Annotated in this window: 24 protein-coding genes; 17 read left to right on the top strand and 7 right to left on the bottom strand. The window is 68.9% G+C overall.

From position 1 onward, the window contains the following. Positions 1–73: 73 nt before the first annotated feature. From IPM43_10445 to IPM43_10430, 4 genes are read right to left on the bottom strand one after another with little or no spacing between them, the layout of a single operon-like run. Entirely contained in the window at positions 74–937 is an 864-nt protein-coding gene (locus IPM43_10445) for a (2Fe-2S)-binding protein (protein ID QQS23843.1), read from the bottom strand. Further along, positions 934–2,664 (bottom strand): NAD(P)H-dependent oxidoreductase subunit E, encoded by a 1,731-nt coding sequence (locus IPM43_10440; protein QQS23842.1) that lies wholly within the window; start codon positions 2,662–2,664, stop codon positions 934–936. The genes IPM43_10445 and IPM43_10440 overlap by 4 nt, the downstream gene beginning before the upstream one ends. Then, positions 2,657–4,561 carry a molybdopterin-dependent oxidoreductase gene (locus tag IPM43_10435; protein QQS23841.1) on the bottom strand — a complete coding sequence of 635 codons (1,905 nt, stop codon included), beginning with the start codon at positions 4,559–4,561 and terminating at the stop codon, positions 2,657–2,659. Before IPM43_10435 ends, IPM43_10440 begins: the two co-directional genes overlap by 8 nt. A gap of 22 nt (positions 4,562–4,583) precedes the next feature. Continuing rightward, complete coding sequence (locus IPM43_10430; GenBank protein ID QQS23840.1) at positions 4,584–5,135, bottom strand: protoporphyrinogen oxidase; 552 nt, start codon at positions 5,133–5,135, stop codon at positions 4,584–4,586. Between the two features lie 45 nt (positions 5,136–5,180). Between IPM43_10430 and IPM43_10425 the strand changes: the two genes are divergently transcribed. The 3 genes from IPM43_10425 to IPM43_10415 all read left to right on the top strand — a co-directional run bounded on the left by IPM43_10425 (position 5,181) and on the right by IPM43_10415 (position 7,738). Beyond that, the gene (locus IPM43_10425; GenBank protein QQS23839.1) at positions 5,181–6,161 is read left to right on the top strand and encodes an L-threonine 3-dehydrogenase; all 981 of its coding nucleotides are present in this window, start codon (positions 5,181–5,183) and stop codon (positions 6,159–6,161) included. Beyond that, the gene (locus IPM43_10420) at positions 6,151–7,398 is read left to right on the top strand and encodes an aminotransferase class I/II-fold pyridoxal phosphate-dependent enzyme (GenBank protein QQS23838.1); all 1,248 of its coding nucleotides are present in this window, start codon (positions 6,151–6,153) and stop codon (positions 7,396–7,398) included. Before IPM43_10425 ends, IPM43_10420 begins: the two co-directional genes overlap by 11 nt. A gap of 67 nt (positions 7,399–7,465) precedes the next feature. Continuing rightward, positions 7,466–7,738, top strand: a complete 273-nt coding sequence (locus IPM43_10415) for a hypothetical protein (GenBank protein QQS23837.1) — start codon at positions 7,466–7,468, stop codon at positions 7,736–7,738. A gap of 25 nt (positions 7,739–7,763) precedes the next feature. Here the strand turns inward: IPM43_10415 and IPM43_10410 are convergent, their stop codons facing one another. Continuing rightward, entirely contained in the window at positions 7,764–8,633 is an 870-nt protein-coding gene (locus IPM43_10410) for a bifunctional (p)ppGpp synthetase/guanosine-3',5'-bis(diphosphate) 3'-pyrophosphohydrolase (protein QQS26428.1), read from the bottom strand. A 92-nt stretch (positions 8,634–8,725) separates the two neighbouring features. Here IPM43_10410 and IPM43_10405 point away from each other — a divergent pair, with 92 nt between their 5' ends. From IPM43_10405 to IPM43_10370, 8 genes are all read left to right on the top strand, one after another. Further along, positions 8,726–9,244, top strand: coding sequence for an SRPBCC family protein (locus IPM43_10405; protein ID QQS26427.1), 519 nt, complete (start codon positions 8,726–8,728; stop codon positions 9,242–9,244). 185 nt (positions 9,245–9,429) lie between these two features. Then, positions 9,430–11,412, top strand: a complete 1,983-nt coding sequence (gene nosZ / locus IPM43_10400) for a Sec-dependent nitrous-oxide reductase (protein QQS26426.1) — start codon at positions 9,430–9,432, stop codon at positions 11,410–11,412. 109 nt (positions 11,413–11,521) lie between these two features. Then, complete coding sequence (locus IPM43_10395) at positions 11,522–12,238, top strand: cytochrome C (GenBank protein QQS23836.1); 717 nt, start codon at positions 11,522–11,524, stop codon at positions 12,236–12,238. Beyond that, positions 12,235–13,635, top strand: a complete 1,401-nt coding sequence (gene nosD / locus IPM43_10390) for a nitrous oxide reductase family maturation protein NosD (protein ID QQS23835.1) — start codon at positions 12,235–12,237, stop codon at positions 13,633–13,635. Before IPM43_10395 ends, nosD begins: the two co-directional genes overlap by 4 nt. Continuing rightward, positions 13,632–14,486, top strand: a complete 855-nt coding sequence (locus IPM43_10385; protein QQS23834.1) for an ABC transporter ATP-binding protein — start codon at positions 13,632–13,634, stop codon at positions 14,484–14,486. The genes nosD and IPM43_10385 overlap by 4 nt, the downstream gene beginning before the upstream one ends. After that, positions 14,483–15,388, top strand: coding sequence for an ABC transporter permease (locus IPM43_10380; protein QQS23833.1), 906 nt, complete (start codon positions 14,483–14,485; stop codon positions 15,386–15,388). The genes IPM43_10385 and IPM43_10380 overlap by 4 nt, the downstream gene beginning before the upstream one ends. After that, the gene (locus tag IPM43_10375) at positions 15,385–15,882 is read left to right on the top strand and encodes a nitrous oxide reductase accessory protein NosL (GenBank protein QQS23832.1); all 498 of its coding nucleotides are present in this window, start codon (positions 15,385–15,387) and stop codon (positions 15,880–15,882) included. The genes IPM43_10380 and IPM43_10375 overlap by 4 nt, the downstream gene beginning before the upstream one ends. A gap of 34 nt (positions 15,883–15,916) precedes the next feature. Then, complete coding sequence (locus IPM43_10370) at positions 15,917–16,357, top strand: cytochrome c (GenBank protein ID QQS23831.1); 441 nt, start codon at positions 15,917–15,919, stop codon at positions 16,355–16,357. Between the two features lie 68 nt (positions 16,358–16,425). On the opposite strand, the gene IPM43_10365 is transcribed toward IPM43_10370, so the two are convergent. After that, complete coding sequence (locus tag IPM43_10365; protein QQS23830.1) at positions 16,426–17,961, bottom strand: NAD(P)/FAD-dependent oxidoreductase; 1,536 nt, start codon at positions 17,959–17,961, stop codon at positions 16,426–16,428. An 83-nt stretch (positions 17,962–18,044) separates the two neighbouring features. Between IPM43_10365 and IPM43_10360 the strand changes: the two genes are divergently transcribed. From IPM43_10360 to IPM43_10345, 4 genes are read left to right on the top strand one after another with little or no spacing between them, the layout of a single operon-like run. Next, a complete protein-coding gene (locus IPM43_10360) occupies positions 18,045–18,662 on the top strand; it encodes a DUF47 family protein (GenBank protein QQS23829.1) in 618 nt (205 codons plus the stop codon). 39 nt (positions 18,663–18,701) lie between these two features. After that, complete coding sequence (locus tag IPM43_10355) at positions 18,702–19,697, top strand: inorganic phosphate transporter (GenBank protein QQS23828.1); 996 nt, start codon at positions 18,702–18,704, stop codon at positions 19,695–19,697. After that, the gene (locus tag IPM43_10350) at positions 19,694–19,876 is read left to right on the top strand and encodes a hypothetical protein (protein ID QQS23827.1); all 183 of its coding nucleotides are present in this window, start codon (positions 19,694–19,696) and stop codon (positions 19,874–19,876) included. Before IPM43_10355 ends, IPM43_10350 begins: the two co-directional genes overlap by 4 nt. Further along, positions 19,873–20,841, top strand: coding sequence for an ADP-ribosylglycohydrolase family protein (locus IPM43_10345; GenBank protein QQS23826.1), 969 nt, complete (start codon positions 19,873–19,875; stop codon positions 20,839–20,841). Before IPM43_10350 ends, IPM43_10345 begins: the two co-directional genes overlap by 4 nt. Here IPM43_10345 and IPM43_10340 read toward each other — a convergent pair. Beyond that, positions 20,836–21,063, bottom strand: coding sequence for a hypothetical protein (locus IPM43_10340; protein QQS23825.1), 228 nt, complete (start codon positions 21,061–21,063; stop codon positions 20,836–20,838). The genes IPM43_10345 and IPM43_10340 overlap by 6 nt on opposite strands. A gap of 175 nt (positions 21,064–21,238) precedes the next feature. Here IPM43_10340 and IPM43_10335 point away from each other — a divergent pair, with 175 nt between their 5' ends. Together IPM43_10335 and IPM43_10330 are read left to right on the top strand one after the other, a co-directional pair. Further along, positions 21,239–22,213, top strand: a complete 975-nt coding sequence (locus IPM43_10335; protein QQS23824.1) for an SDR family oxidoreductase — start codon at positions 21,239–21,241, stop codon at positions 22,211–22,213. Then, the gene (locus IPM43_10330; protein ID QQS23823.1) at positions 22,210–22,962 is read left to right on the top strand and encodes a hypothetical protein; all 753 of its coding nucleotides are present in this window, start codon (positions 22,210–22,212) and stop codon (positions 22,960–22,962) included. The genes IPM43_10335 and IPM43_10330 overlap by 4 nt, the downstream gene beginning before the upstream one ends.

The raw sequence follows: 22,962 nt of genomic DNA, 5'->3' as shown, positions 1-22,962 counted from the left end.
CAAGGGGTGCTGCACCGCAGGGCAGGCGCGGATATCGCCCGTGGCCCTCCGCGGTGCTCGCCGCCGATCTCGGTCAGCTTCCGCCGTGGACGTACTGCCAGCCGAAGCGCCCCTTCACGCACAGGTGACCTTCGGTGACGTCGTGGTCGACCGGGCTCGTCACCTTGACGATCCGCCCGTCCTGCACGTGCAGCTCCAGGTTGCAGCCGACGCCGCAGTAGGAGCACACCGTGGTCGTCACCGACTGGTCGTCGGGACGCCAGTCACCGGCCGCGCGCAGCTCGAGCTCGGTGATCGGCACGAGCGCGTTCGTCGGACAGACGCCGATGCAGTTGCCGCAGTAGACGCATGCCGAGTCCGGGAGCGCGACGTCGTACTCGGTGGAGATCCGCGCGTCGAACCCCCGCCCGGCCACCGCGATCGCGAAGGTGTGCTGGGCGTCGTCCCCGCACGCCTCCACGCACTTGTAGCAAAGGACGCACTTGTCGTAGTCGCGCGCGTACAGACGGTCCTGCACCCTGACCGGCTCGTCCATCCGGCGTACGGACAGGCCGTTTCCGGAGTAGCGCTGCGGTTCGGCGCCGTAGTGCTGCACCCACCGCTGCAGGTCCGGCGCCTGTGACAGATCGACGCCCGACCCGAGCAGCTCGAGCACCATCTTGCGGCTGTGTCGCACCCGAGCGGTGTCGGTCTGCACGACCATGCCGTCCTCGGCGAGGCGTGAACAGGACGGCACGAGGGGACGTGACCCCTCGAGCTCGACGACGCACAGCCTGCACACGTTCACCGGCGTCAGGTTCGGCGCCCAACACAGGGTGGGCGTCTCCACTCCGACGATCCGAATGGCGTCGAGAAGTGTCGCACCTCGTTGCACATGCAACGACTGGCCGTCGATCGTCAACTCCACCACATCTGCGCTGTCGGGGTGCGAGCTCAAGTCCCACCTCCGACGAGGCCGAGCCGGAGAGCGGACTGCACCGCCGAAGCAGCAGTGTGGCCGAGGCCGCAGATGGACGCGTCGACCAGTACCTGGCTGAGATCGCCGAGCAGTTCGCGCTGGTCGGCAGTCACCTCGCCACGCTTCGCGATCTTCACCAGCGTCTCGTGCTGGCGCACCGTTGCGACCCTGCACGGAACGCACTGCCCACACGATTCGGCGGTGAAGAACGAGGCGATGCGCAAGATCGTGTCGGTGAGGTCGACGCTCGTGTCGAACACGACGACCGCGCCCGAGCCGAGAGCCACTCCCGCCTGGCGCGTGTCTTCGAGGGTCATCCTGAGCCCGAGCTGGTCGGCAGGGATGAACGAGCCCGCCGCACCTCCGAGCAGCACCGCCGCCAGCTCGCCGGTGACGCCGCCGGCCAGATCGAGCAGCTCGCCGAGCGTGGTGCCGAAGGAGACCTCGTAGAGGCCGGGCCGGACCACCCGACCGGACACGCTGAACAACCGCGTGCCAGGCGACTGCGCCGTGCCGACGCTGCGGTAGGCGTCCGGCCCCTCCACGAGGATCGACAACACGTTGACGAGGGTCTCGGTGTTGTTCACCGCCGTCGGCTGCCCGAACAGGCCGTGCGTGGTCGGGTAGGGCGGCTTGTTCCGCGGCTCGCCGCGGAAGCCCTCGATCGAGTTGAAGAGCGCCGTCTCCTCGCCGCAGATGTACGCACCTGCGCCGCGGCGCACCTCGATGTCGAAGGCGTCGCCCAGGTACCCGGCCCGGCGGCATTGGTCGACAGCCGACGTGAGCCGCTCCACCGAGCGCGGGTACTCGCCGCGCACGTACACCCAGCCGGTTTCCGCACCGGTCGCGAGCGCGGCGATGCACATCGCCTCGATCACGGCGAAGGGGTCGTTCTCGACCAGCGTCTTGTCCTTGAACGTGCCCGGCTCGGACTCGTCGAAGTTGACCACCACGTGACGGCGATCGCCGCTCGCGTCACGCACGGCGCGCCACTTGGCGGCGGTGGGGAAGGCCGCCCCGCCCCGCCCGGACAGCCCGGCCTGCGCGACCGCTTCGATCACGGCCTCACCGCCGATCTCACGGGCGACGCCGAGCGCGGCCATGCCACCTTGGCCCAGATAGGAGTCGAGGCTCGTCGGGTCGACCACGCCCACTCGGCGCAGCAGCCGCAGACCGGGATCCCCCGCCTGCGGTAGCTCGAAGGGCCCGCTGTCGTTCGGTACCTCGTCGCTGCCGCGGCGGTGCTGGACGAACACCCCCGGGGGACGATCGCACTGCCCGAGGCACGGCGAGTCGTGCACCGCCGCTCCCGCTGCGCGCAGCGCGGTTACGGCTGCCTCGCGCCGGGAGGGGTCGATCCGGCACGCGACGTCGTCGCAGACGTGGGCGATCGGACCCTCGGTGGCCGGAGCGGTGGTGCGCAGCATCTCGTAGAACGTCGCCACCCCGTAGGCCTCCGCCGGCGGCACCTGGAGCTGCTCGCACACGTGACGCAAGCCGCCGGGGCTGATCCAGCCCGCCTCACGCTGCAAGGCGTGGAGCGCGGGCAGCAGCAGGTGCCGGCGCTCGGCGCGCCGGGTGGTGCCGCCGCGCACGAGATGAGCGGACTCGACGAGCAGGGCGGGGCCGAACGGCGCGACGACTGCGTCGACCGCGACCCGCTCGGCGGGCGTCGCCGCCGCAGACCCGAAGTGCAGATCAGCCACGGCTGTCCAGCCCGCCGATCTTGTCGACGCGGATGGCCGCCGCCTTGAACTCGGCGGTGCCCGACCGCGGGTCCCAGGCGTCGTTGGTGAGCACGTTCGCGTCGACGAGCTCGGGGAAGTGGAACGTGGTGAAGGTGAGCCCTGGCGGCAGATCGGCCTGGACGCGCACCGGCATCTCCACCGAGCCCCGCGGCGAGGACACGAGCACGCGCTCGCCGTCGGCCACGCCGAGCGCCGCGGCGTCGGCGGGGCTCATGTCGAGCCCGTCCCCGGAGCGGATCGGTGAGGCGTAGCCGCCCGACTGCACACCCGTGTTGAACGAGTCGAGGGCGCGCCCGGTGGTGAGCCGCAACGGGTACTCGGCGCTGAGGCGCTCCGCCGGGCCGGAATGGTGCACCACGCTGAACGGTGCTCGGGGGTGCCCGCCGAGATCGTCCTCCCAGAGCCAGCCGTGCAGGAACGGGCTGCCCGGGTCGGTGAGCGTGGGGCACGGCCACTGCAGGCCGCCTTCGGCCTCGAGCCGTGCGTACGGCATGCCGGCGTGGAGCGACGACAGCGACCGCAGCTCGTCCCACAGGTCTTCGGCGCTCGGTTGCCCCCAGTCGTAACCGCACCGCCTGGCCAGTTCGCCGACGATCCACAGGTCGTCGCGCGCCTCGCCGGGGGGTGCCACGGCGGCCCGCACACGCTGCACACGACGCTCACTCGACGTGACCGTGCCGTCGGACTCGGCCCACGACGCCGCGGCGGGCAGCACGACGTCGGCCATCTCCGCGGTGCGCGTCAAGAAGATGTCCTGCACGACCAGCACCTCGAGGCCCGCCAGCAGGGCGCGCGCGTGCTGGACGTCGGGCTCGGAGTCGGCCGGGTTCTCGCCCACCACGTAGAGGCCGTGCAACTCCCCCACGGCCATCGCCTCGAACATCAACGTCAGATGCAGCCCCGGTTCGGGGTCGAGGGCCACGCCGTAGACGGCTTCGAAGCGAGAGCGGGCGACCGGGTCGTCCACGTCTTGGAACCCGGGCAGCTTCGACGGCAGCGCGCCCATGTCGCCGCCGCCTTGCACGTTGTTCTGACCGCGGAGGGGAACGAGACCCGATCCCCAGCGGCCTACATGGCCCGTCAGGAGGGCGAGGTTGCACAGGGCCAGAACGTTGTCGACGGCGTCGTGGTGCTCGGTGATGCCGAGCGTCCAGAGGATCTGCGCCCGGTCGGCGCCCGCGTAGGCGCGGGCGAGCTCGGCGATCGCCGTCGCCGGCACTCCGGTGATCGCCGCCGCATGCTCGAGGGTGTAGGGCTCCACGGCCGCCGCGTACGCGGCGTAGCCAGTGGTCGAACGAGCGACGAACTCGTGGTCGACGAGCCCGGCGTGGATGATCTCGCGGCCAACGGCGTTGGCGAGCGCGATGTCGGTGCCGACACCGATGCCGAGCCACACGTCGGCGAACTTCGCGGAGGCGGTCCTGCGGGGATCGATGCAGAAGAGCCGAGCTCCGGCAGCAACGCCGCGCAGCAGGTGGTGGAAGAAGATCGGGTGCGCCTCGCGCGCGTTCGATCCCCAGAGCACGATCACGTCTGCGTCTTCGATCTCACGGTAGGACGACGTCCCGCCCCCTGCTCCGAAGACCGTCGCCAGACCGACGACGCTCGGCGCGTGTCAAGTGCGGTTGCAGGAGTCGATGTTGTTCGTGCCGAGCGCGACCCGGGCGAACTTCTGCACCGCGTAGTTGACCTCGTTGGTGGCCTTCGAACAGCTGAACACGCCGATCCCTGCGGGACCGTGGCGGTGGAGCACCCGCTCGAACCCCTCGACCGCCCGAGCCAGCGCCTCGTCCCAGGAGGCCGGTCGAAGCGCCGAGCCGTCACGGACGAGCGGTGTGGTGAGCCGCGGCCGCATCGAGCGAGAACTTACCCTCGGTTCACGTCTGCAGGCGGCGCACCACCAGATCGTGCACGTCGCTGGCGAAGTGCTCGACCGCCTCCCAGTCGGTGTACTCCCAGTCTCGGCTGGTGTCGGTGTCGACCCCCTCCTCCTGCGCGATGTGGCGCATCACCCGACGCTTGATCCACCCGTACCTGCGGTAGGTGAGCGCACCGGCGAACACACCGACCACGTCGGGCCCGAAGCCCGTGTCGCGCTCGAGCTCTTCTACGTACGTCCACGCGGCAGCGTCGTGCACCGGGTCGTGCTGCGCGGACGTCAGGCTGACCTGGAAGAAGGCGGTCGACAGCTCCTCGAGGGCGGGCCGATGCGCCGACAGGTAGCCGATCACCACCGGGCTGTGCTTGCCCATGTGCACGGGGTCGCCGACCACGATCGCGTCGTAGCCCTTCGGCGACGGTGCAGACTCGGCGGGGAACGCGTCTACCTCCGCGCCGAGGTCGCGCAGCACGTGGGCGATCCGCGCCGTCACCTTGGCCGTCTGGCCCTCGTCGCTGTGGAACACCATCAACACCCGCGGTGAGCGCATCTCCAACCTCCTCGGTAGGACTCCGCGCAAGGCTACGGTCGTCCCGTGCGCAGGATCCTCGTCACCGGGGCTCTCGGACAGATCGGTTCCGAGCTCGTCCCCGTGCTGCGCGAGCGCTTCGGCGCCGAGCACGTCGTCGCCTCGGACATCCGCATGCCACCCGCCGGCGCCGATACGAGCGCCCCGTTCGAGCTGGTCGACTGCACCCAGATCCGCCAGCTCGATTCCGCCGTCCGGCGCTACGACGTCGACACCGTCTACCACCTGGCGGCGATGCTCTCCGCCGTGGCCGAGGACAAGCCGCAGGTGGCCTGGGACGTGAACATGGGCGGGCTCTACCGGGTGCTCGAAGTCGCCCGCCAGCACCGCTGCGCGGTCTTCCACCCGAGCTCGATCGGCGCGTTCGGGCCATCCACCCCGAAGCTGTCGACACCGCAGGACACCGTCCAACGACCGACCACCATGTACGGCGTCACGAAGGTGGCCGGTGAGCTGCTCTGCGACTACTACGCGACGCGCTTTGGTCTCGACACCCGCGGGCTGCGGCTTCCCGGCCTGATCTCCTCGGTCACCCCACCAGGGGGCGGCACCACCGACTACGCGGTGGAGATCTTCCACCACGCCATCCTCTACGGCCGCTACACGTGCTACCTGAGCGCGGACACGAAGCTCGACATGATGTACTTGCCGGACGCCCTGCGGGCGATGGTCGAGCTGATGGAGGCCGACAGCGGGCGCCTGGTGCACCGCAACGCGTTCAACATCGCGGCGATGAGCATCTGCCCGGAGGATCTCGCCGCCTCGATCGCGCGTCACGTGCCCGGCTTCCGCGTCAGCTACGAGGTCGATCCCAGGCGTCAGGCGATCGCCGACTCGTGGCCGGCCTCTGTCGACGACTCCGCCGCGCGTGCCGAGTGGGGCTGGGAGCCGCGCTTCGACCTCGACGCGATGACGCTCGACATGCTGAACGCACTGCGCGCCCGACGCCGCGCGGCGATCGGCGGAGGTGATCGACTTGCCGACTGAACGCCTCGACGCCGCCCTCGCCCGCCAGCTCGGCGAGCTCGACGCCCGCGGGGCGAGGAAGCGAGTCGAGCCGGTGTTCACCGGAGTCGTCGCGGCGACAGGCGACCAGGGCCCCCGCTACCTGCTCGCCGGTGAGGGTGAGCGGGCCTTCGTGCGGATGAACTCGAACGGCTACCTCGGCATGGCGATGCACGACGCCGTCCGCCGCGCCGAGGAGGACGCCGTGCGCCGCTACGGCACCGGTCCCCAGGCGGTGCGCTTCATCAGCGGCACCTACGACGTGCACACCGCACTGGAGGCGCGCCTCGCCGCGTTCCACGACCGCGAGGCGGCGATGCTCTTCAGCAGCGCCTACGCCTGCATGATCGGCACGCTGCCGGCCCTCGCCGGCTCGTCGACGGCGATGGCGAGCGACGAGCTGAACCACAACTGCATCATCACCGCCACTCGGCTCGCGCAGCCGAAGCTCAAGGTGGTGTACCCGCACAACGGCGTCGAACGGCTCGAAGCCGAGCTCACCGCACTGACGGACGCGCCGGGAGAGAGCTGCGACCGAGTGCTCGTCGTCACCGACGGTGTGTTCAGCATGCGCGGCGACCATGCCCCGCTCGGCGCGATCACCGAGCTCGCCGAGCGCTTCGACAGCGCGTTCCCCGACGGCGTAACCGTCGTCGTCGACGACTCCCACGGCGTCGGCGCCTTCGGTGACGCAGGACGCGGCACCGAAGAGGTGACCCGTGCCCGCGCCGACGTGCTGGTCGGCACACTCGGCAAGGCCTTCGGCGTCAACGGTGGCTACGTCGTCGGGAGCCGCGTGCTGGTGGACGTGCTGCGCGAGACGGCGACCACCTACGTGTACTCCAACCCGATCACCCCGCCCGAGGCCGCTGCCGCTCACGCGTCGATCGACCTGGTCGACAGCGTGTCGGGCCGGGCGCTGCTGGAGCGCCTCCGGGCGGCCACGAGCCGACTGCGCGAGGGGATCGGCGCGCTCGGCTACGAGACGATCGCCGGGAGCCACCCGGTGGTGCCGCTGATCGTTCGCGACACCGAGCGCACGGTCCGCCTGGTCGCCCATCTGCGGGCGAACGGGGTCCTCGCCACCGGCCTCGCCTACCCCGTCGTGCCCCGCGGCGAGGACGAGATCCGCTTCCAGGTGAGTGCCGACCACACCGCCGCCGACATCGATCACGTGCTGTCCGTCCTGGCCCTTCACAAGCGCACGAGCGAGGTCTAGCCTCGACAGGGCGACGGTCGATGCCCGCCCGTCGACGGAATATGGGGGCGCCATGGGCTTCACACAGATGATCGAATTCGACGGCTCGAAAGCGGACTTCGAGAGCAGGATGGCCCGTTTCAAGGAGCTGACCGGCGACGAGTCGACCGTACGGCGGGTGGTGCTGCTCGCCGACCGTGAGCGGCCGGGCTGCCTGATCGAACTCGTCGAGTTCGACTCCTGGGAGGACGCGTGCAAGAACAGCGAACTGCCGGGGACGAAGCAGGCCGCTGCCGAGGCCGGGTTCGCCGAGGCCAAGTTCCGCAACCTCGACGTGCTCGCCACCTACGACATCGCCTGATCCGCGCCGGCGCGCCGGCGCCGGCTCAGTCCGTCGCTGCCCGGACCGCCGCCGTGGCCAGGGGCAGCAGGCGGCCGTGTGATTCGAGGCGTGCGATCGCTTCGGCGCGCCCGCCGGCATCGGCGGGAAGGGGGTGCGCGTACCAGCTGGCGACGACGTCCCAGGCCGCCGTTCGCGCAGGACCGCACCCGGCGTCGAGGCGTCGGGCGATCTCGAACCCGACCCTCTCGGCGTCAGCGGGGTGCCAACCGAGCCCGGCATCGGCGGGCACCTGCTGCAAGCCCGCCGCGATGCGGGCGACCGAACCGCCCAGGCGGAACCGCTCCGCTGCCTCGACGCCCTTCAGCTCGCCCACCGCCTGCTCCAGCCGGCGGGCCAGCGCCGAACCGTCGAGCGGCGGGCCGAGCACGCCCGCCATCTGGTCGAGGTACCACACCGTGCCCGAGAGCCCGCCCTTGAAGCCACTCCACACCGCCGGCCCGGCATCGGAGAAGTCGTCGAGCATCGAGCGGGCGTTGGCCAACTTGTCCGCCGCCGCCACCCGCGCCACCGCCGCGTCCGGCCCACCGGAGCGCAACTGCTCCAGGTGGGCGTCCTTGCGGGGCTTCCACGGCAGCTTCTCCTGCCGGCCACCGGCGCCGTCCGCGGCCGTGTCGGTGCATGCGACGACGATGCGCGCCACCTCGTCGCCGAAGAGCTGGCGTAGGTCGTCGAGCGTGGCCGGGGTGTCTTCCAGCGCGTCGTGCAGCACGCCGGCGCAGGCCTCGTCCTCGGTACCGCCGTCTTCCAGCACCAGCGCGGCCACCACCAGCGGATGCCCGATGTAGGGGGTGTGCGAGTGCTTGCGTACCTGGTGCCGGTGCCAGACCGCGGCGGCGCTCAGGGCACCGACCAGCTTCGCGCCATACGCCGCAGTCACGCTCGACCTCCTTGCCGACCAACCGTAGTGGCGCGATTCGCGAGCGGGTAGAGGTGGCAATATGGCGCATGACGAGCGACCCGACGACCGCCGACGAGACCCCGACGGATGCCGAGCGCATCGAGGTGCAACGCACCATCGCCGCCGATCCGGCGGCGGTCTTCCGTGTGCTGTGCGACCCCGAGGGCCACGTCGCCATCGACGCCACCGGCATGCTGATGGCCGCCACGGGATCACCCGTCACCGCGGCCGGCGACACCTTCGTCGTGCACATGGACCGCGAGGCGCTGAACGACTACCCGCTCGGCGAGTACGACGTCACCGTGACGATCACCAAGCTGGTGCCCGACCAGGAGATCGCCTGGACGATCCTCGGCGCGATCCGACCCCAGATCGGCCACGTCTACGGATACCGGGTGGAGCCCTCCGGCGAGGGGGCCAGCATCGTCACCTCGTACTACGACTGGTCCGAGATCGACCCCACCTGGAGAGAGGCCGGGATCTTCCCGGTGATCTCCGAGGCCGCCCTGCGGGCCACCCTCGGCATCCTGGCGCGCACCGTCGCCCGTGGATGGCCGCAGGGGTAGAGCACAAGTCGTTCCGACATGTGACTAAGGCCCCTGAGGCCCTTCAGAGCCGATTGCCAGGATGAACGCATATCCCCCCTCCCCCTGAGCAGGAGGTAGTCATGCGTGTTCATCCAGCGCGGTCGGGCCTGAGTCCGGGCCGCCGCAAGGTCGTAGCCGCCAGCGTGGCAGTGATCGCTTTGGTCATGGCCTCGTGCACGGGTGACGACAGCGGCAACGGCGACGGCGACGGCAACGGCTCGAGTGGGGCGAGCGGTGACCTGGCGGACATCGCCGAGGCCCGCGGCCTGACCGATGCCGACCTGATCGCTGCCGCCAAGACCTACGTCCCGAGCGGCCAGCACGACGAGTACATCATGTTCTCGAGTGGCGGCCAGTCCGGGCAGGTTCACGTCGTCGGCGTGCCGTCGATGCGCCTGCTGCGCACGATCGGCGTCTTCACCCCCGAGCCCTGGCAGGGCTGGGGATTCGGAGCGGCCGACACCGAGGCGGTGCTCGAAGAGGGCTACGCCCCAGGAACCGAAGAACTCCGTTGGGCCGACACCCACCACCCGGCGCTGTCGGAGACCGAGGGTGACTACGACGGGCAGTTCTTGTTCATCAACGACAAGGCCAACTCCCGTGTCGCCACGATCGACCTGCGCGACTTCGAGACCAAGCAGATCGTTCGCAACCCGGTCGCCATCAACGACCACGGCGGCACGTTCGTCACCCCGAACACCGACTGGGTGATCGAGGGTGGCCAGTACGCGATGCCGCTCGGCTGGGAGTGGGCGTCTCTCGACGACTACGAGACCGACTACCGCGGCCTGATCACGTTCTGGAAGTTCGACCGCGCTGCCGGCCGGCTCGACCCTGCCCAGTCGTTCGCGATGGAGCTGCCGCCCTACTGGCAGGACCTCTGCGACGCCGGCAAGCTCGACTCCGAGGGCTGGGTGTTCTGCAACTCGATCAACACCGAGATGGCAACGGGCATGACCCACGGCGGCGAGCAGTTCGAGGCCGCCACGGGCGCGAACGAGACCGACTACCTGCACGCCATCAACCTGGTGAAGGCAGCTGAAGTCGCTGCCGGCGGCGGCACCGAGACCATCAACGGCTTCGAGGTGATCCCGCTGCAGACGTCGATCGACGAGGGCCTGCTGTACTTCGTGCCCGAGCCGAAGAGCCCCCACGGCTCCGACGTCACCCCTGACGGCAAGTACGTGGTCGTCTCCGGCAAGCTCGACACGCACGCCAACGTCTACTCGTTCGAGAAGCTGATGGCGGCAATCGAAGCCGGCCCGACCGAGGTCGATCCCTTCGGCGTGCCCGTCATCGCCATGGAAGACGCGATGGAGGCACAAGTGGAGCTCGGCCTCGGCCCGCTCCACACTCAGTTCGACGACAAGGGCTACGCCTACACCAGCTTGTTCCTCGACTCCGCAGTGGCCCGCTGGTCGCTCGGTGGGGACAGCACTCCCGAAGGCGAAGAGCCCTGGACGCTGATCACGAAGACGCCCGTGCAGTACAACATCGGCCACCTGACGGCGGCCGAGGGCGACACCGTGAGCCCTGACGGCAAGTACCTCGTGGCCCTGAACAAGTGGTCGATCGACCGCTTCTTCCCCACGGGACCGCTGCTGCCGCAGAACTTCCAGCTCGTCGACATCTCCGAGGGCGGCACCACCATGCCGGTGCTGTACGACTCCCCGCTCGGTGTTGCCGAGCCGCACTACGCCCAGACGATCAAGGCCGACAAGCTGGCCCCGTGGACCGTCTACCCGCTCGGCACCGATCCGTCGAAGATGGGCGGATGGGATACGCCGACCGCGGACATGGTCGGTGAGAACGCCACGACCGACGCAGCCCAGGCCGGGGTCACCCGTGACGGGAACACGGTTACGGTCGACATGACCGTGATCCGGAGCCACTTCGCTCCCGACCTGATCGAGGTGAAGCAGGGTGACCATGTGATCTGGCACCTGACCAGCCTCGAGACCACCCAGGACGCCACCCACGGGATGGCAGTGCCTGGCTACAACATCAACCTCAGCATCGAAGCAGGCGAAACGGTGACGGTCGAGTTCGACGCCACGCAATCAGGCGTCTTCAACTTCTACTGCACCGAGTTCTGCTCGGCGCTCCACCTAGAGATGATGGGCCACTTCCTGGTCGAACCAGCGTGACCTCCTGAGCCCGGTCCCCGGCACGCGAGTGCCGGGGACCGGGCTGCTCATCTCTTTGAGTATCCGGAATACCCCAACCCCGTAGAGCGTTTGCAAGAAGGCGAAGACCATGTCAGTGCTAGACCGAATCCTTGGGCCGAAGATCCCGAAAGAGGAGCTCGACAAGAACCGCGATCGCTATCGCCGTCCCACGGCGTTCTTCGTGGGCGCGATGGTCGTGCTGTTGGTCTCGTTGTTCTTCCCCTACTGGGTGCTCAAGCTGACAGCTCCCCAGTTCCCCAACGGACTGCGGGTGCAGGCGTACGTCAACCGACTTGTCGGCAACGTCGACAAGGTGACGGGATCGAACGACCTCGAGCAACTCGACGGACTGAACCACTACGTCGGGATGCCACCGCTCGGTGACGGTGCGCAGTTCGAGCGCACGATCGCCATCGCCGCGATCATCGTCATGGCCGGGCTGCTGCTCGCCGCCGTGTACATCCACAGTCGCTGGGTGGTGCTGATGGTGCTTCCGGCGTTGCTGTTCCCCGTGATCTTCCTCGCTGACTTGCAGTACTGGCTGTGGAACTACGGGCACAGCCTCGATCCTCGTGCCCCATTGGCTGGTGCGGTGGGCGAGTTCACCCCACACCTGTTCGGGCGGTCGAAGATCGCCCAGTTCGACACGCTGGCGATGCCCGGGGTCGGGCTGATCCTGGCCTTCGTCGCTTCCGTGCTGGTGGCGATCGGGCTGTGGTTCCATCGCAAGGCGTATAAGCCGTTGATCGAGGCAGCCGAGGAAGCGGAAGAGGCGAAGGCCGCTCCCGAGCTCGCCGCTCTGTGAGGAGTCGACACGCTCTGTACGGCGCTCTCCTTGCTCTCGTCGCAGTCTCCTTCTCCGTCGCCAATCTGGTCCCCGCGGCACCAGTAGCCGCCGCGGAACGAGAAGACCTGGCCGCCCTGGTCGCGGCGACTCCCGCCGGCGGCACCCTCCAGCTCGATCCGGGTGTCTACGCCGGCGGGTTCACCATCGACCGGCCGATCACGATCGTCGGCTCGCCGGGAACGGTCATCGACGGCGGCGGTGAGGGGTCCGTGCTCACCGTCGCCTCGCCAGACGTGACGATCACCGACCTCGAGATCCGCGCCAGCGGCACTTCACTCCAGCACGAGGACTCCGCGGTGCACGTGTTGGGGGAGCGCTTCACGTTCCAGCGCTGCCGGATCGTGGACTCGCTGTTCGGGCTCTACCTGGTCGACTCCCCCGGCTCGACGATCACCGACAACGAGATCAGCGGCAAAGACATCGAGTTCACCCGGCGCGGCGACGGGATCCACGTGTACACCTCGAGTGGCACGACGGTCGAGCGCAACCACGTCTTCGACGGCCGCGACGTGATCGCCTTCTTTTCCGACGACGTCGTCGTGCGCGACAACCTGATGGAGAACGGCCGTTACGGGCTGCACCTCATGTACTCCGACAACGTCCTCGTCGAGGGCAACCGCTTCCTCCACGCGTCTACGGGGTTGTACGTGATGTACAGCGTCGGGATCGTCGTGCGGGACAACGTGATGGCGATGGCCGAGGGCCCGAGTGCCTACGGGATGGCCACCAAGGAGTCCGACGTGGTCGACGTGACCGGCAACCGCTTCGTGTCGAACCGCGCCGGCATCTTCATGGACGGCTCGCCGTTCACCGGAGGTGTGATCGGGAACTTCGAGGGGAACGTGTTCGCCTACAACATCGTCGGCGCCCTGTTCCAGCCGTCCGTGCGCAACAACTACTTCGCCTCGAACGCGTTCATCGACAACCAGGAACAGGTATCGGCCACCACGGGCGGCGCGCTCGACGGCAACGTCTGGACCGTGGACGGTGTCGGCAACCACTGGAGCGACTACGCCGGCTTCGACGCCGACGGCGACGGCATCGGCGACGTCCCGTACCGCGCCGAGGGCCTGTACAACGACCTGACCGATCGCTACCCGGAGCTGACGTTCTTCGCCGAGACTCCGGCGGCACGAGCCCTCGACGCCGCGGCCCGGGCATTTCCCACCCTGCGACCCGATCCGAAGTTGATCGACGACGGCCCGCTCGTGAGGGCGCCGGAGATCTCGCCGCTGCGCAACGCCCCTCCGGGGCCGTCGCGGGTGGCGTTGCTCGCGATGTCTGCCATCCTCGTAGCCGTGGCCGTCACGCTCGTCACCACCGCGATCCGTCGCCCGTTCGGGGCGGCGACATGATCCACGTCGAGAAGCTGTTCAAGCGCTACGGCAAGACCACCGTCGTCAGCGACATCTCCTTCGACGTCGCGCCCGGCGAGGCAGTAGCGCTGTGGGGCCCGAACGGTGCCGGCAAGAGCACCGTGATGAAGTGCATCCTCGGCGCGATCCCCTACGAGGGCAAGGTCGAGGTCGGCGGCTTCGACGCCAGGCGACGCGGCAAGGCGGCTCGCCAGCTCCTCGGCTACGTGCCCCAGCACCTCGCCTTCTACGACGATCTCACCGTCGGCGAGACCGTCGCCCTTTCCACCCGGCTGCGCCGTGTGGCACTCGATCGCGGCCGCGAGGTGCTCGGCCAGCTCGGCCTGGGCGACGAATGGGGCAAGCGGGTCGGTGCGCTCTCCGGAGGCATGAAGCAGCGCCTCGGCATTGCTTTGGCGCTGGTCTCTGACCCCCCGGTGCTGCTTCTCGACGAGCCGACGTCGTCGCTCGACGTAGCCGCCCGGCGCTCGGTGCTCGAGGTGTTCGAGAGCCTGCGCGACGACCGGCGGGCGATCGTGCTGACCTCACACCACCTCGACGAGGTCGGCGTGCTCGCCGACCGGGTGCTGGCGATGGACTCCGGCCAGTGCATCCTCGAATCGACCCCCGGCGAGTTCGCCGAGCGGCTCGGGCTGAGGGTGTGGCTGCACGTGATGGTGGTGCCCGACGAGCTGCCGAGGGCGGTCGAGGTGCTGAGCGAGGCGGGTTACGCTGCCCGGCGCAACTCCCGCGGCCTGCTGGTCGAGGTCGGCGCCGGAGAGAAGGGCCAGGCCTTGAACGCCCTCCAGCACGCAGGGATGGATGTGATCGACGTGGACGTGTGGCGATGACGGCGACCACCACGCCGACCACCCCGGCCACGTCGCGTTCGGTCAGCACGGCTCGGGTGATCCCGGAACGGGCCGAGCTGTCGACGGTGCGCGTGCTCGCCGGCAAGGAGCTGCGCGACGCCCTGCGCGACCGCTGGCTCTGGCTGTACGCAGCCGCCTTCGCGCTGCTCGCCATCGCGATCACCTCGATCGCGGTGTCCGACCTGCGCACCATCGGCTTCTCCGGCTTCGGGCGCACGGCATCGTCGCTCGTCGCGCTGACCCAATTGGTGGTGCCGCTGATGGGCCTGACCGTCGGCGCAAGGAGCATCGCCGGCCAGCGTGAACGCGGCACGCTCACGTTCTTGCTCTCGCATCCGGTCAGCTCGACCGAGGTGTACATCGGCACGTTCCTCGGCAACGCCGCGGCCATGCTCGCCGCCGTCACCGGCGGCTTCGGCGCCGCCGGGCTCGTCGCCGCGATCGGCGGTGCAGCAGTCGACGGCGGCGACCTGGTGGTGATCGCGGCCATCTCGTGGCTGCTCGCCGTTGCCATGGTCGGCGTGGGCATGCTGGTCAGCGTCGTCACCCAGCGCAGCGCCACGGCGATGGGGCTCGCCTTGGTGCTGTGGCTCGCGTTCGTGCTGTTCGGCAACCTCGGCTTGATGGGTACCTCCATCGCCACCACCGCCAGCGAGGCGACGCTGTTCTTCTCCGCGATGGCCAACCCGGTCGAGTCGTTCCGGCTCTCGACGATGACCGCGATGGGCGGATCGCTCGACGTGCTCGGGCCCGTGGGCACCTTCGCAGTCGACCGCTTCGGCGACAACGTCGGCTGGCTGACCACGGCGAGCCTCGCGGTATGGGCGATCGTCCCCGCCGTCATCGGCGGCGTGCTGTTCCGCAAGAGGTCGCTGCGATGAACAGGCGCGCGATGCTGGCTCGCTGGGCGGCGGTGGCCGGCGCGGTCGCCTTGGTCGCCGCAACGACGGGTCTTCTCGGCGGGTGCGCGGACGAGAGCGCGAGCGGGCCTCCGCACATCGAGTTCGGCCGCGACGTCTGCGACGAATGCCACATGATCATCAGCGAGCCTCGATTCGCCGCCGCCTACCGCGACGCGGGCGGCGAGCCGTTCGTGTTCGACGACATCTCCGACATGCTGGCCAACATCGCCGGCGGTGGTCAGCCGGCCGACGACATGATCTGGGTGCACGACTACGAGACCGAGGAATGGCTAGATGCGCCAGCGGCGTGGTACGTAAGTGGCCAGATCGCCACCCCGATGGGTGGCGGGATCGTGGCGTTCGCGCACGAGGAAGAGGCGCAGGCGTTTGCCGACGAGCGTGAGGGAGAAATCCTCACATGGGCCGAAGTGACGGCCTTGGATCTAAGCAGTACGGTGCATTCGGCACCGTGACCGGTCGAGATCGGAAATGGAAAGGAACCAGCGGATGAGAACCACGAAGCTGAGGATGGTGGCGGTCGGAGCAGCACTCGCGTTCGTGCTGACCACCGCCGCATGCAGCGACGACTCGGACTCGGGCACCCCCGACACCGACGCCCCGAGCACCGACGCGCCCTCGACCGACGGCGGCGACAACGGCGGAGGCGGCGACGCCGAGGCCGGCAAGACGCTGTTCACCGCGTCCTGCTCGTCGTGCCACGGCCCCGAGGGCCTGGGAGTGGAGGGTCTCGGCAAAGACCTCACCACGTCGGAGTTCGTGAAGGGCCTGTCGAACGAAGAGCTGATCGCGTTCATCGAAGTCGGCCGCGGCGCCGAAGACCCGGCCAACACGACCGGCGTGGCGATGCCGCCAAAGGGTGGCAACCCGGCACTCACCTCCGAGGACCTGGCCAACGCCGTCGCCTTCATCCGCTCGATCGAGAAGTAGCCCCGGGCGGGTTCGAGAACCCTGGAGCCCCTGGTGCCCGCAGATGGGTGCCAGGGGCTCTTCTTCGTCTACTCGTAGACGAGGCAGCCGTCGTCGAGGTCGGCGGCGGGGAGGGCGTCCTTTTCCACCCAGTAGTCCTGGGTGTGCTGCCACTCCGGCTTGTCACCGCGCCGGGGCAGCAGGTGCATCGAACGCATCAGGTAGTTCGGGTTGAAGTTGCCCGAGTCCATCCACGGGAGCAGCTCCATGTCGGCGTCCTCGGGACGGAGCCGAGGGGTGACCTGGCGGGCGCCGAGATCGTCCATGTGGTGCAGCAGCCTGCACACCAGGTCGCTGATCAGGTCGGCACGCAACGTCCAGCTCGCCCGGAAGTAGCCGAAGACCCACAACATGTTGGGCACACCCGTGAACATCATCCCCCTGTAGGTGACGGTGTCGCTCAGCTTCAGCGGAACGCCGTCGAGGGTGAACGCGATGTCGCCGTCTACGCACAGGTTGAATCCCGTGGCGGTGATGATCACGTCGGCGTCCAGCTGCTGGCCGCTCTTCGTGCGCACCCCGGTCGCGGTGAAGGTGTCGATCTCGTCGGTGACCATCGAGGCCAACCCGGCGCTGATCCCGGCGAACAGGTCGCCGTCGGGCACGAACGCCAGGCGTTGCTGCCAGGGCCGGTACTTGGGGGTGAAGTGGGTGTCGACGTCGTAGCCCTCGGGCAAGCGGGAGCGGACCCCGTTGATCAGCTCGGACTTGATCAGGTCGGGCTCCTCGAACGAAAGCCGGGTGACCATCGCCTGGTCGTGGAGCACCTTGCGCCGCACGATCTCGTGGATCCACGTCTCGTCGATGTCGATCTCACGCAGCATGTCCGCAAGCTCGTTGGCGTTGCGGTCGCACCAGAAGTACGTGGGCGAACGCTGGAGCACCGTGACGTGCGCGCACTCACCTGCGATGGCCGGCACGAGAGTCGCCGTCGTCGCCCCGGAGCCGATGACGAGCACCTGCTTGCCGGTCAGGTCCAAGTCGTCGGGCCAGGTCTGGGGGTGCACGATGCGTCCCTCGTAGCTGTCCATGCCCGGCCACTCGGGGGTGTAGCCCTCCGCGTGGCGGTAGTAGCCCTGGCACATCCACAAGAAGTTGCAGGTGAAGCGACGACGTTCACCGTTGGCCGTGTCGGTGGCGTCGATCGTCCACGTCTTGTCGGCCGCGGACCAGTTCGCGGTCGCGATGCGGTGGTTGTAGCGGATGTGCCTGCCGAGGTCGTTGTCTTCGATGACCTCACCCATGTACTTGCGGATCTCGTCGGCAGTGGCGATCGGTGCGCTGGTCCACGGCTTGAAGCGGTACCCGAACGTGTAGAGATCGCTGTCGGAGCGGATGCCCGGGTACTTGTGGGTCAGCCAGGTGCCGCCGAAGCTCTCCAGCGCTTCGAGCACCACGAACGATCTCTCCGGGCACTGCTCGGTCAGGTGGTAGGCGGCACCGACGCCGGAGATCCCCGCCCCGACGACGAGCACGTCGAAGTGTTCGGTGCGCACCGGCGCGTCGGGCTCCAGTTGGGCTGTATCGGTCACGTCCCCACCTCCAGTTCCGTGCCAGCCTCGCATGCGGCCGATTCGTCGACGAAGCTGGGCGACCTCGGGACCAACGGCAGTTTCCTCGGCACCGCCCGAACCCTTACGATCACCTCGTGAGGTTCCGTTTGGTCCCGCGCGACGAGGGCTTCTTCGCCTTGTTCAACAAGACCGCCGAGAACGCGGCGGCCGTTGCGGCTCTCGTTCACGAGGCGCTCGGCAGGCTCCCCGACGTGGCGGCGGTCGCGGAGAAGGTGCTCGAGCTCGAGGACCGCGGCGACCAACTCCGGCGGCAGATCTTCACCGCCCTCGACACCGCGATCGTCACCCCGCTCGACCGCGAGGACATCCACGCGCTGGCCGAGGGGTTCGACCGCGCCGTCGACAACATGAGCGCAGCTGTCGACCTGATCCGCCTGCACCAGGTCTCCGAGCCGGTGGAGGGCGTCGCCGAGTTCGGCCAGCTCCTCGTCGCGGCCGCCGACGCCGCCGTACGGGCGACCGCGAACCTCGAGCGTCTGCGCGACATGCAGGCCGACCTCGAGATCATCGACGACATCGAGACGAGAGGCGATCACCTGTTCCGGGAGACGACGGCGTTGCTCTTCTCCGGGGCGTTCAAGGCGTTCACCGTGCTCAAGTGGAAGGACGTGGTCGAATCGCTGGAGGCTGCGCTCAACGCCTTCGAGAGCACGGCCGACGTGATCACCAGCATCGCCTTGAAGCACTCCTGACCAACTGACCGGCGACGACGGACGCTCCCCCCTCTCACCGTGGCCGACTTCGCCCTAGTCATCGTCATCGTCACGGCACTGGCGTTCGACTTCGTCAACGGGTTCCACGACGCGGCGAACTCGATCGCCACGATCGTCTCGACGAGAGTGCTCAGCCCCGGCAAAGCCGTGGTGTGGGCGGCGTTCTTCAACTTCATCGCGTTCGCCATCTTCGGCACGGCGGTGGCGGCGACGATCGCGAAGGGCGTCGTCGATCCGGAGGTGCTGTCGATCGGGGTCGTGTTCGCCGGTCTCATCGGTGCGATCGCCTGGAACATCTTGACCGCCGTGCTCGGTCTGCCGTCTTCGTCGTCGCACGCGCTCGTCGGCGGCATCGTCGGCGCGGCAGTGGTCAAGTCCGGCTGGCACTCGGTGAACCGCTCCGGGTTGCAGAAGATCGCGGCGTTCATCATCTACTCACCACTCGTCGGGCTCGCCCTCGGCTTCTTGCTGATCCTCGCCATCATGTGGGCCGTGCACCGCAGCCGCCACCCGCGGACCGTCAACCGCTCCTTTCGTTGGATGCAGCTCGCCTCCGCGGCCGCATTCAGCCTCGGCCACGGAGCCAACGACGCGCAGAAGACGATGGGCATCATCCTCGCCTTGCTGATCGGCGCCGGAAAGGTTCCGACCACGGCCGATGTGCCGCTGTGGGTGGTGCTGTCGGCGCACACCGCCATCGCGCTCGGGACGATGCTCGGCGGCTGGCGCATCGTGAGGACGATGGGCAACAAGCTCACCCGGTTGAACCCGATGAGCGGGGTCGCCGCCGAGTCCAGTGCGGCGACAGTGCTCTGGTTCGCGTCTGCGAAGGGCATCCCGGTCTCCACCACGCACACGATCACCGGCGCCATCGCCGGCGTCGGCTCGGCCAAGAGGCTGAATGCCGTGCGGTGGAACGTGGCGGGACGCGTGGTGTGGGCGTGGGTGCTCACCATCCCGGGATCGGCCCTGATCGCCGCCGTGGTCTACGGCATCGTGGGGTTGTTGAATTGAGCACCGACGTGGACCGCAGAGCGATCTTCTTCCTCGGCGCGGCCGTACTCTGCCTGATCACGCTCGTCATCACCCCCGACGAGCTCCGCTGGGTCGGCATCTCACTGGTCGTCCTCTACACGGTGCTCGCTCTCGCCTCCCACCTCGACTACCGCTCCCGTACCCGCGAGCGACGGTGACGGCGAGCGAACCGAGTCTGCACGACCGGGCCGTGGGCGCCGTCGTCGGCTCGGCTGCGGCCGACGCGCTGGGCGCGCCCTACGAGTTCGGGCTGCCCGGCCAGTACTCGGCACGGTTCCCCGAGCCCGCCCTGGACGGCCCCGGCGAGCAGGTCGGCGGCGGCGGCTTCGGGTGGGCTCCGGGCGAGTTCACCGACGACACCCAGATGGCGATCGTGCAGGGGGAGTCGGTGCTCGTCTGCGACGGCGTCGACCCGCGCGACCTGTTCGAGCGCTTTCGCATCTGGTCGCTCGACGCGACCGACGTCGGTGTACAGACCAACGCTGTGCTGTCGTCGCCGCTCGGTTGGCGCCGGGCGGCGCTCGACCACTACAGCCGGCACCCGGACCGCTCCGCGGGCAACGGCGCCTTGATGCGTTCCACTCCGACGGCCGTGCGCTTCGCCTCGAGCACCGCCCAGGCGACCGTAGACGCAGCACGCGCCGCTTCGGCGGTGACCCACGCCGACCCGGCGGCCGGATGGGGCACGGCCCTCTATCACCTGATGATCCGGGCCGCGCTCCACGGACGCTCCCCCTTCGACACACTCGCCGCCGCGCTCGAGCACCTTCCCGCAGACCAGCAGCGGTTCCACGAGGTGTTGCATCCGAGCTGGGAACCGAGCCACAGCCGCCTATCCAACTCCACGGTGTGGAGCTGCCTGGCCCAGGCCGTGTGGGCGGTGCGCACGACGACCACGTACAGCGAGGCAGTCGTCGCGGCGATCGATCTCGGCGGCGACACCGACACCGTCGCGGCAGTGACCGGAGGGCTCGCCGGAGCGCTGTACGGCATCGCCTCCGTGCCGGAACGCTGGACGATGCCGCTGCACGGCCACATCACGACTGCGGCCGGGCGGCGCACCTACCGTCTGGTCGACCTGCAGGGCCTCACGTACCGCCTGCTCGACACCGCCTCGTCATAGCCCGAGGAGGCTCGCGTGCAGGCGGGGGGACTGCTCGGCGCCGTGCTCCTTCAGCCACATCCACAGCTCGCCCATCCGCATGTGCAGCGCGAGCGATGCTTCGATCTCGGCCCGGGCGGGATCACCGGCGACAAGCGCGGCAGCCACCCGGTCGACGAGCTGGTCGTGCTCGTCGCGAATCTCGTCGTTCGACTTCTCGGAGCACTCCGTCTCGAACAGCATGTCCAGACCATCGGCAACCCCGCGGTGGACATGAACCGCTTTGCAGAGCCTTGGCAGAGCTTTGACACGCGTGTGAGGCGCCGGCGTTCCGGCGAGTCCGGTGCGTCAGGCCTCGCCGGGATGTGATTCGCTTGCAGAGGCTCACCCGAGCCGAGATACGAGAGGGGTTCGGCGCATGGAACGCTTCGACGGGTTGCTCGCCGTCGTCACCGGCGGCGGTCACGGCATGGGTCGCGAGCTCGCGCGCCAGCTCGCCGCGCAAGGCTGCAACGTCGCCTTCTGCGACGTCTCCGAAACCGCGATGGCCGAGACCAAGGAGCTGTGCCTGGCGGGAGCGCCGGCCGGAACCCTCGTGAGCACGTTCGTCGCCGACGTCTCCGACGAGGCCCAGCTCCAGGCATTTCGCGATCACGTCGTAAGCACTCATGACACCGACCACATCGACCTGCTGTTCAACAACGCCGGCATCGGTGGGGGCGGCAGCATGGTGTACGACGATCGGGCGGAGTGGGACAAGACCTTCGGCGTGTGCTGGGGCGGCGTGTACTTCGGCACCCGCACATTTCTGCCGCTGCTGATCGCCAGCAGTGACGCCCATATCGTGAACACGAGCAGCGTCAACGGCTTCTGGGCATGCCTCGGCCCGGAGATCCCCCACACCGCCTACAGCGCGGCCAAGTTCGCGGTGAAGGGGTTCACCGAGGCGCTGATCGTCGACCTGCGCCTGAACGCTCCCCATGTGAAGGTCTCGGTGGTGATGCCGGGTCACATCGGGACTTCGATCGTGTTCAACTCCGGTCTCGCCCACGGCCGTGACCCGAAGTCGTTGCGCCCCGAGCACATCGAGGAGATGCGCGAGCGCTTCTCCCAGCGCGGCATCGACACCACGGCGGCTTCCGACGAGGACTTGCGCCAGCTGGTGCTGATGCAGGCGGAATCGTTCCGTGACGACGCACCGATGACCGCGGCCGAGGCCGCGACGACGATCCTCGACGGCGTACGCGCCGGGCAGTGGCGCATCCTCGTCGGCGCCGACGCCCACCTGATCGACTCCCTGGTGCGCGCGAACCCGGTCGACGCATACGAACCCGGCTTCATGGAACAGCTCCAGGGTGAGGGAGCGTTCCGGTTCGTGCAAGGGCCCGAGTGACGACGCCCCGGCTCGCCGTCCTCGCCGCAGTGGTGATCGCAACACTCGCGGCCTGCAGCGGCGACGACTCGGCGACGCCGGACACCACCGACGGCGCTTCCACCTCGGCACCGACCACGGTGCCCACCCCCGACACCAGCGCACCGGGTACCAGCGGGCCCGCGACGACGGTCACGACGATCGCCCCCGTCACCACCACCCCCGCCACGACCACCACCACCCCTGCCCCGACCACTGCCCCCGCCACGACCCCCACCACGACCCCCACCACGACAGCGCCGGGCTGCGAGCCGATTGGGGACACCTCCGCCGAGCGCGAGTCGTTCCCGGAGCGGATGAGCGCCCTGATCGGGGCCGACATCCGCACCGGCGGCCACGAGTGCTTCGAGCGGATCGTGATCGAGCTGCAGGAAAGCGACCTGCCCGCACCCCAGCCGTTCCCGGGATGGTGGGTCCGCTATGCCGACGGACCGATCACCCTCGGCCAGACCGACGACCAGTTCGTCGACCTGCTCGGCGACGAGACACTGCTGATCACCGCCAACTCGTGGGTGTTCTATCCCGACGTCGGCGGCTACGAAGGCCCCAACCAGATCTTCCCGACGAATGTCGGCGGTATCCTGGAGCTCTTGTTGATCGACAACTACGAGGGCCAGCACACATGGGCGGTGGGCCTCGACAGCCGGCGGGCGTTCCGGGCCGACGAGTTGGTCGATCCCCCCCGTCTCGTGATCGACATCGCGCTCTAG

This window comes from Actinomycetota bacterium, from assembly GCA_016700055.1.
Lineage (GTDB): Bacteria > Actinomycetota > Acidimicrobiia > Acidimicrobiales > Ilumatobacteraceae > Kalu-18.
This window is presented reverse-complemented; position numbering and strand designations above follow the sequence as displayed.

Bases quoted from the DNA above. Each gene is read 5' to 3' on its own strand.
- IPM43_10430 (QQS23840.1), bottom strand. From the start codon at position 5,135: ATGCGCTCACCGCGGGTGTTGATGGTGTTCCACAGCGACGAGGGCCAG.
- IPM43_10415 (QQS23837.1), top strand. From the start codon at position 7,466: ATGATCGAATTCGACGGCTCGAAAGCGGACTTCGAGAGCAGGATGGCC.
- IPM43_10405 (QQS26427.1), top strand. From the start codon at position 8,726: ATGACGAGCGACCCGACGACCGCCGACGAGACCCCGACGGATGCCGAG.
- nosZ (QQS26426.1), top strand. From the start codon at position 9,430: ATGGCCTCGTGCACGGGTGACGACAGCGGCAACGGCGACGGCGACGGC.
- IPM43_10395 (QQS23836.1), top strand. From the start codon at position 11,522: ATGTCAGTGCTAGACCGAATCCTTGGGCCGAAGATCCCGAAAGAGGAG.
- IPM43_10385 (QQS23834.1), top strand. From the start codon at position 13,632: ATGATCCACGTCGAGAAGCTGTTCAAGCGCTACGGCAAGACCACCGTC.
- IPM43_10380 (QQS23833.1), top strand. From the start codon at position 14,483: ATGACGGCGACCACCACGCCGACCACCCCGGCCACGTCGCGTTCGGTC.
- IPM43_10375 (QQS23832.1), top strand. From the start codon at position 15,385: ATGAACAGGCGCGCGATGCTGGCTCGCTGGGCGGCGGTGGCCGGCGCG.
- IPM43_10370 (QQS23831.1), top strand. From the start codon at position 15,917: ATGAGAACCACGAAGCTGAGGATGGTGGCGGTCGGAGCAGCACTCGCG.
- IPM43_10365 (QQS23830.1), bottom strand. From the start codon at position 17,961: ATGCGAGGCTGGCACGGAACTGGAGGTGGGGACGTGACCGATACAGCC.
- IPM43_10340 (QQS23825.1), bottom strand. From the start codon at position 21,063: ATGCTGTTCGAGACGGAGTGCTCCGAGAAGTCGAACGACGAGATTCGC.
- IPM43_10335 (QQS23824.1), top strand. From the start codon at position 21,239: ATGGAACGCTTCGACGGGTTGCTCGCCGTCGTCACCGGCGGCGGTCAC.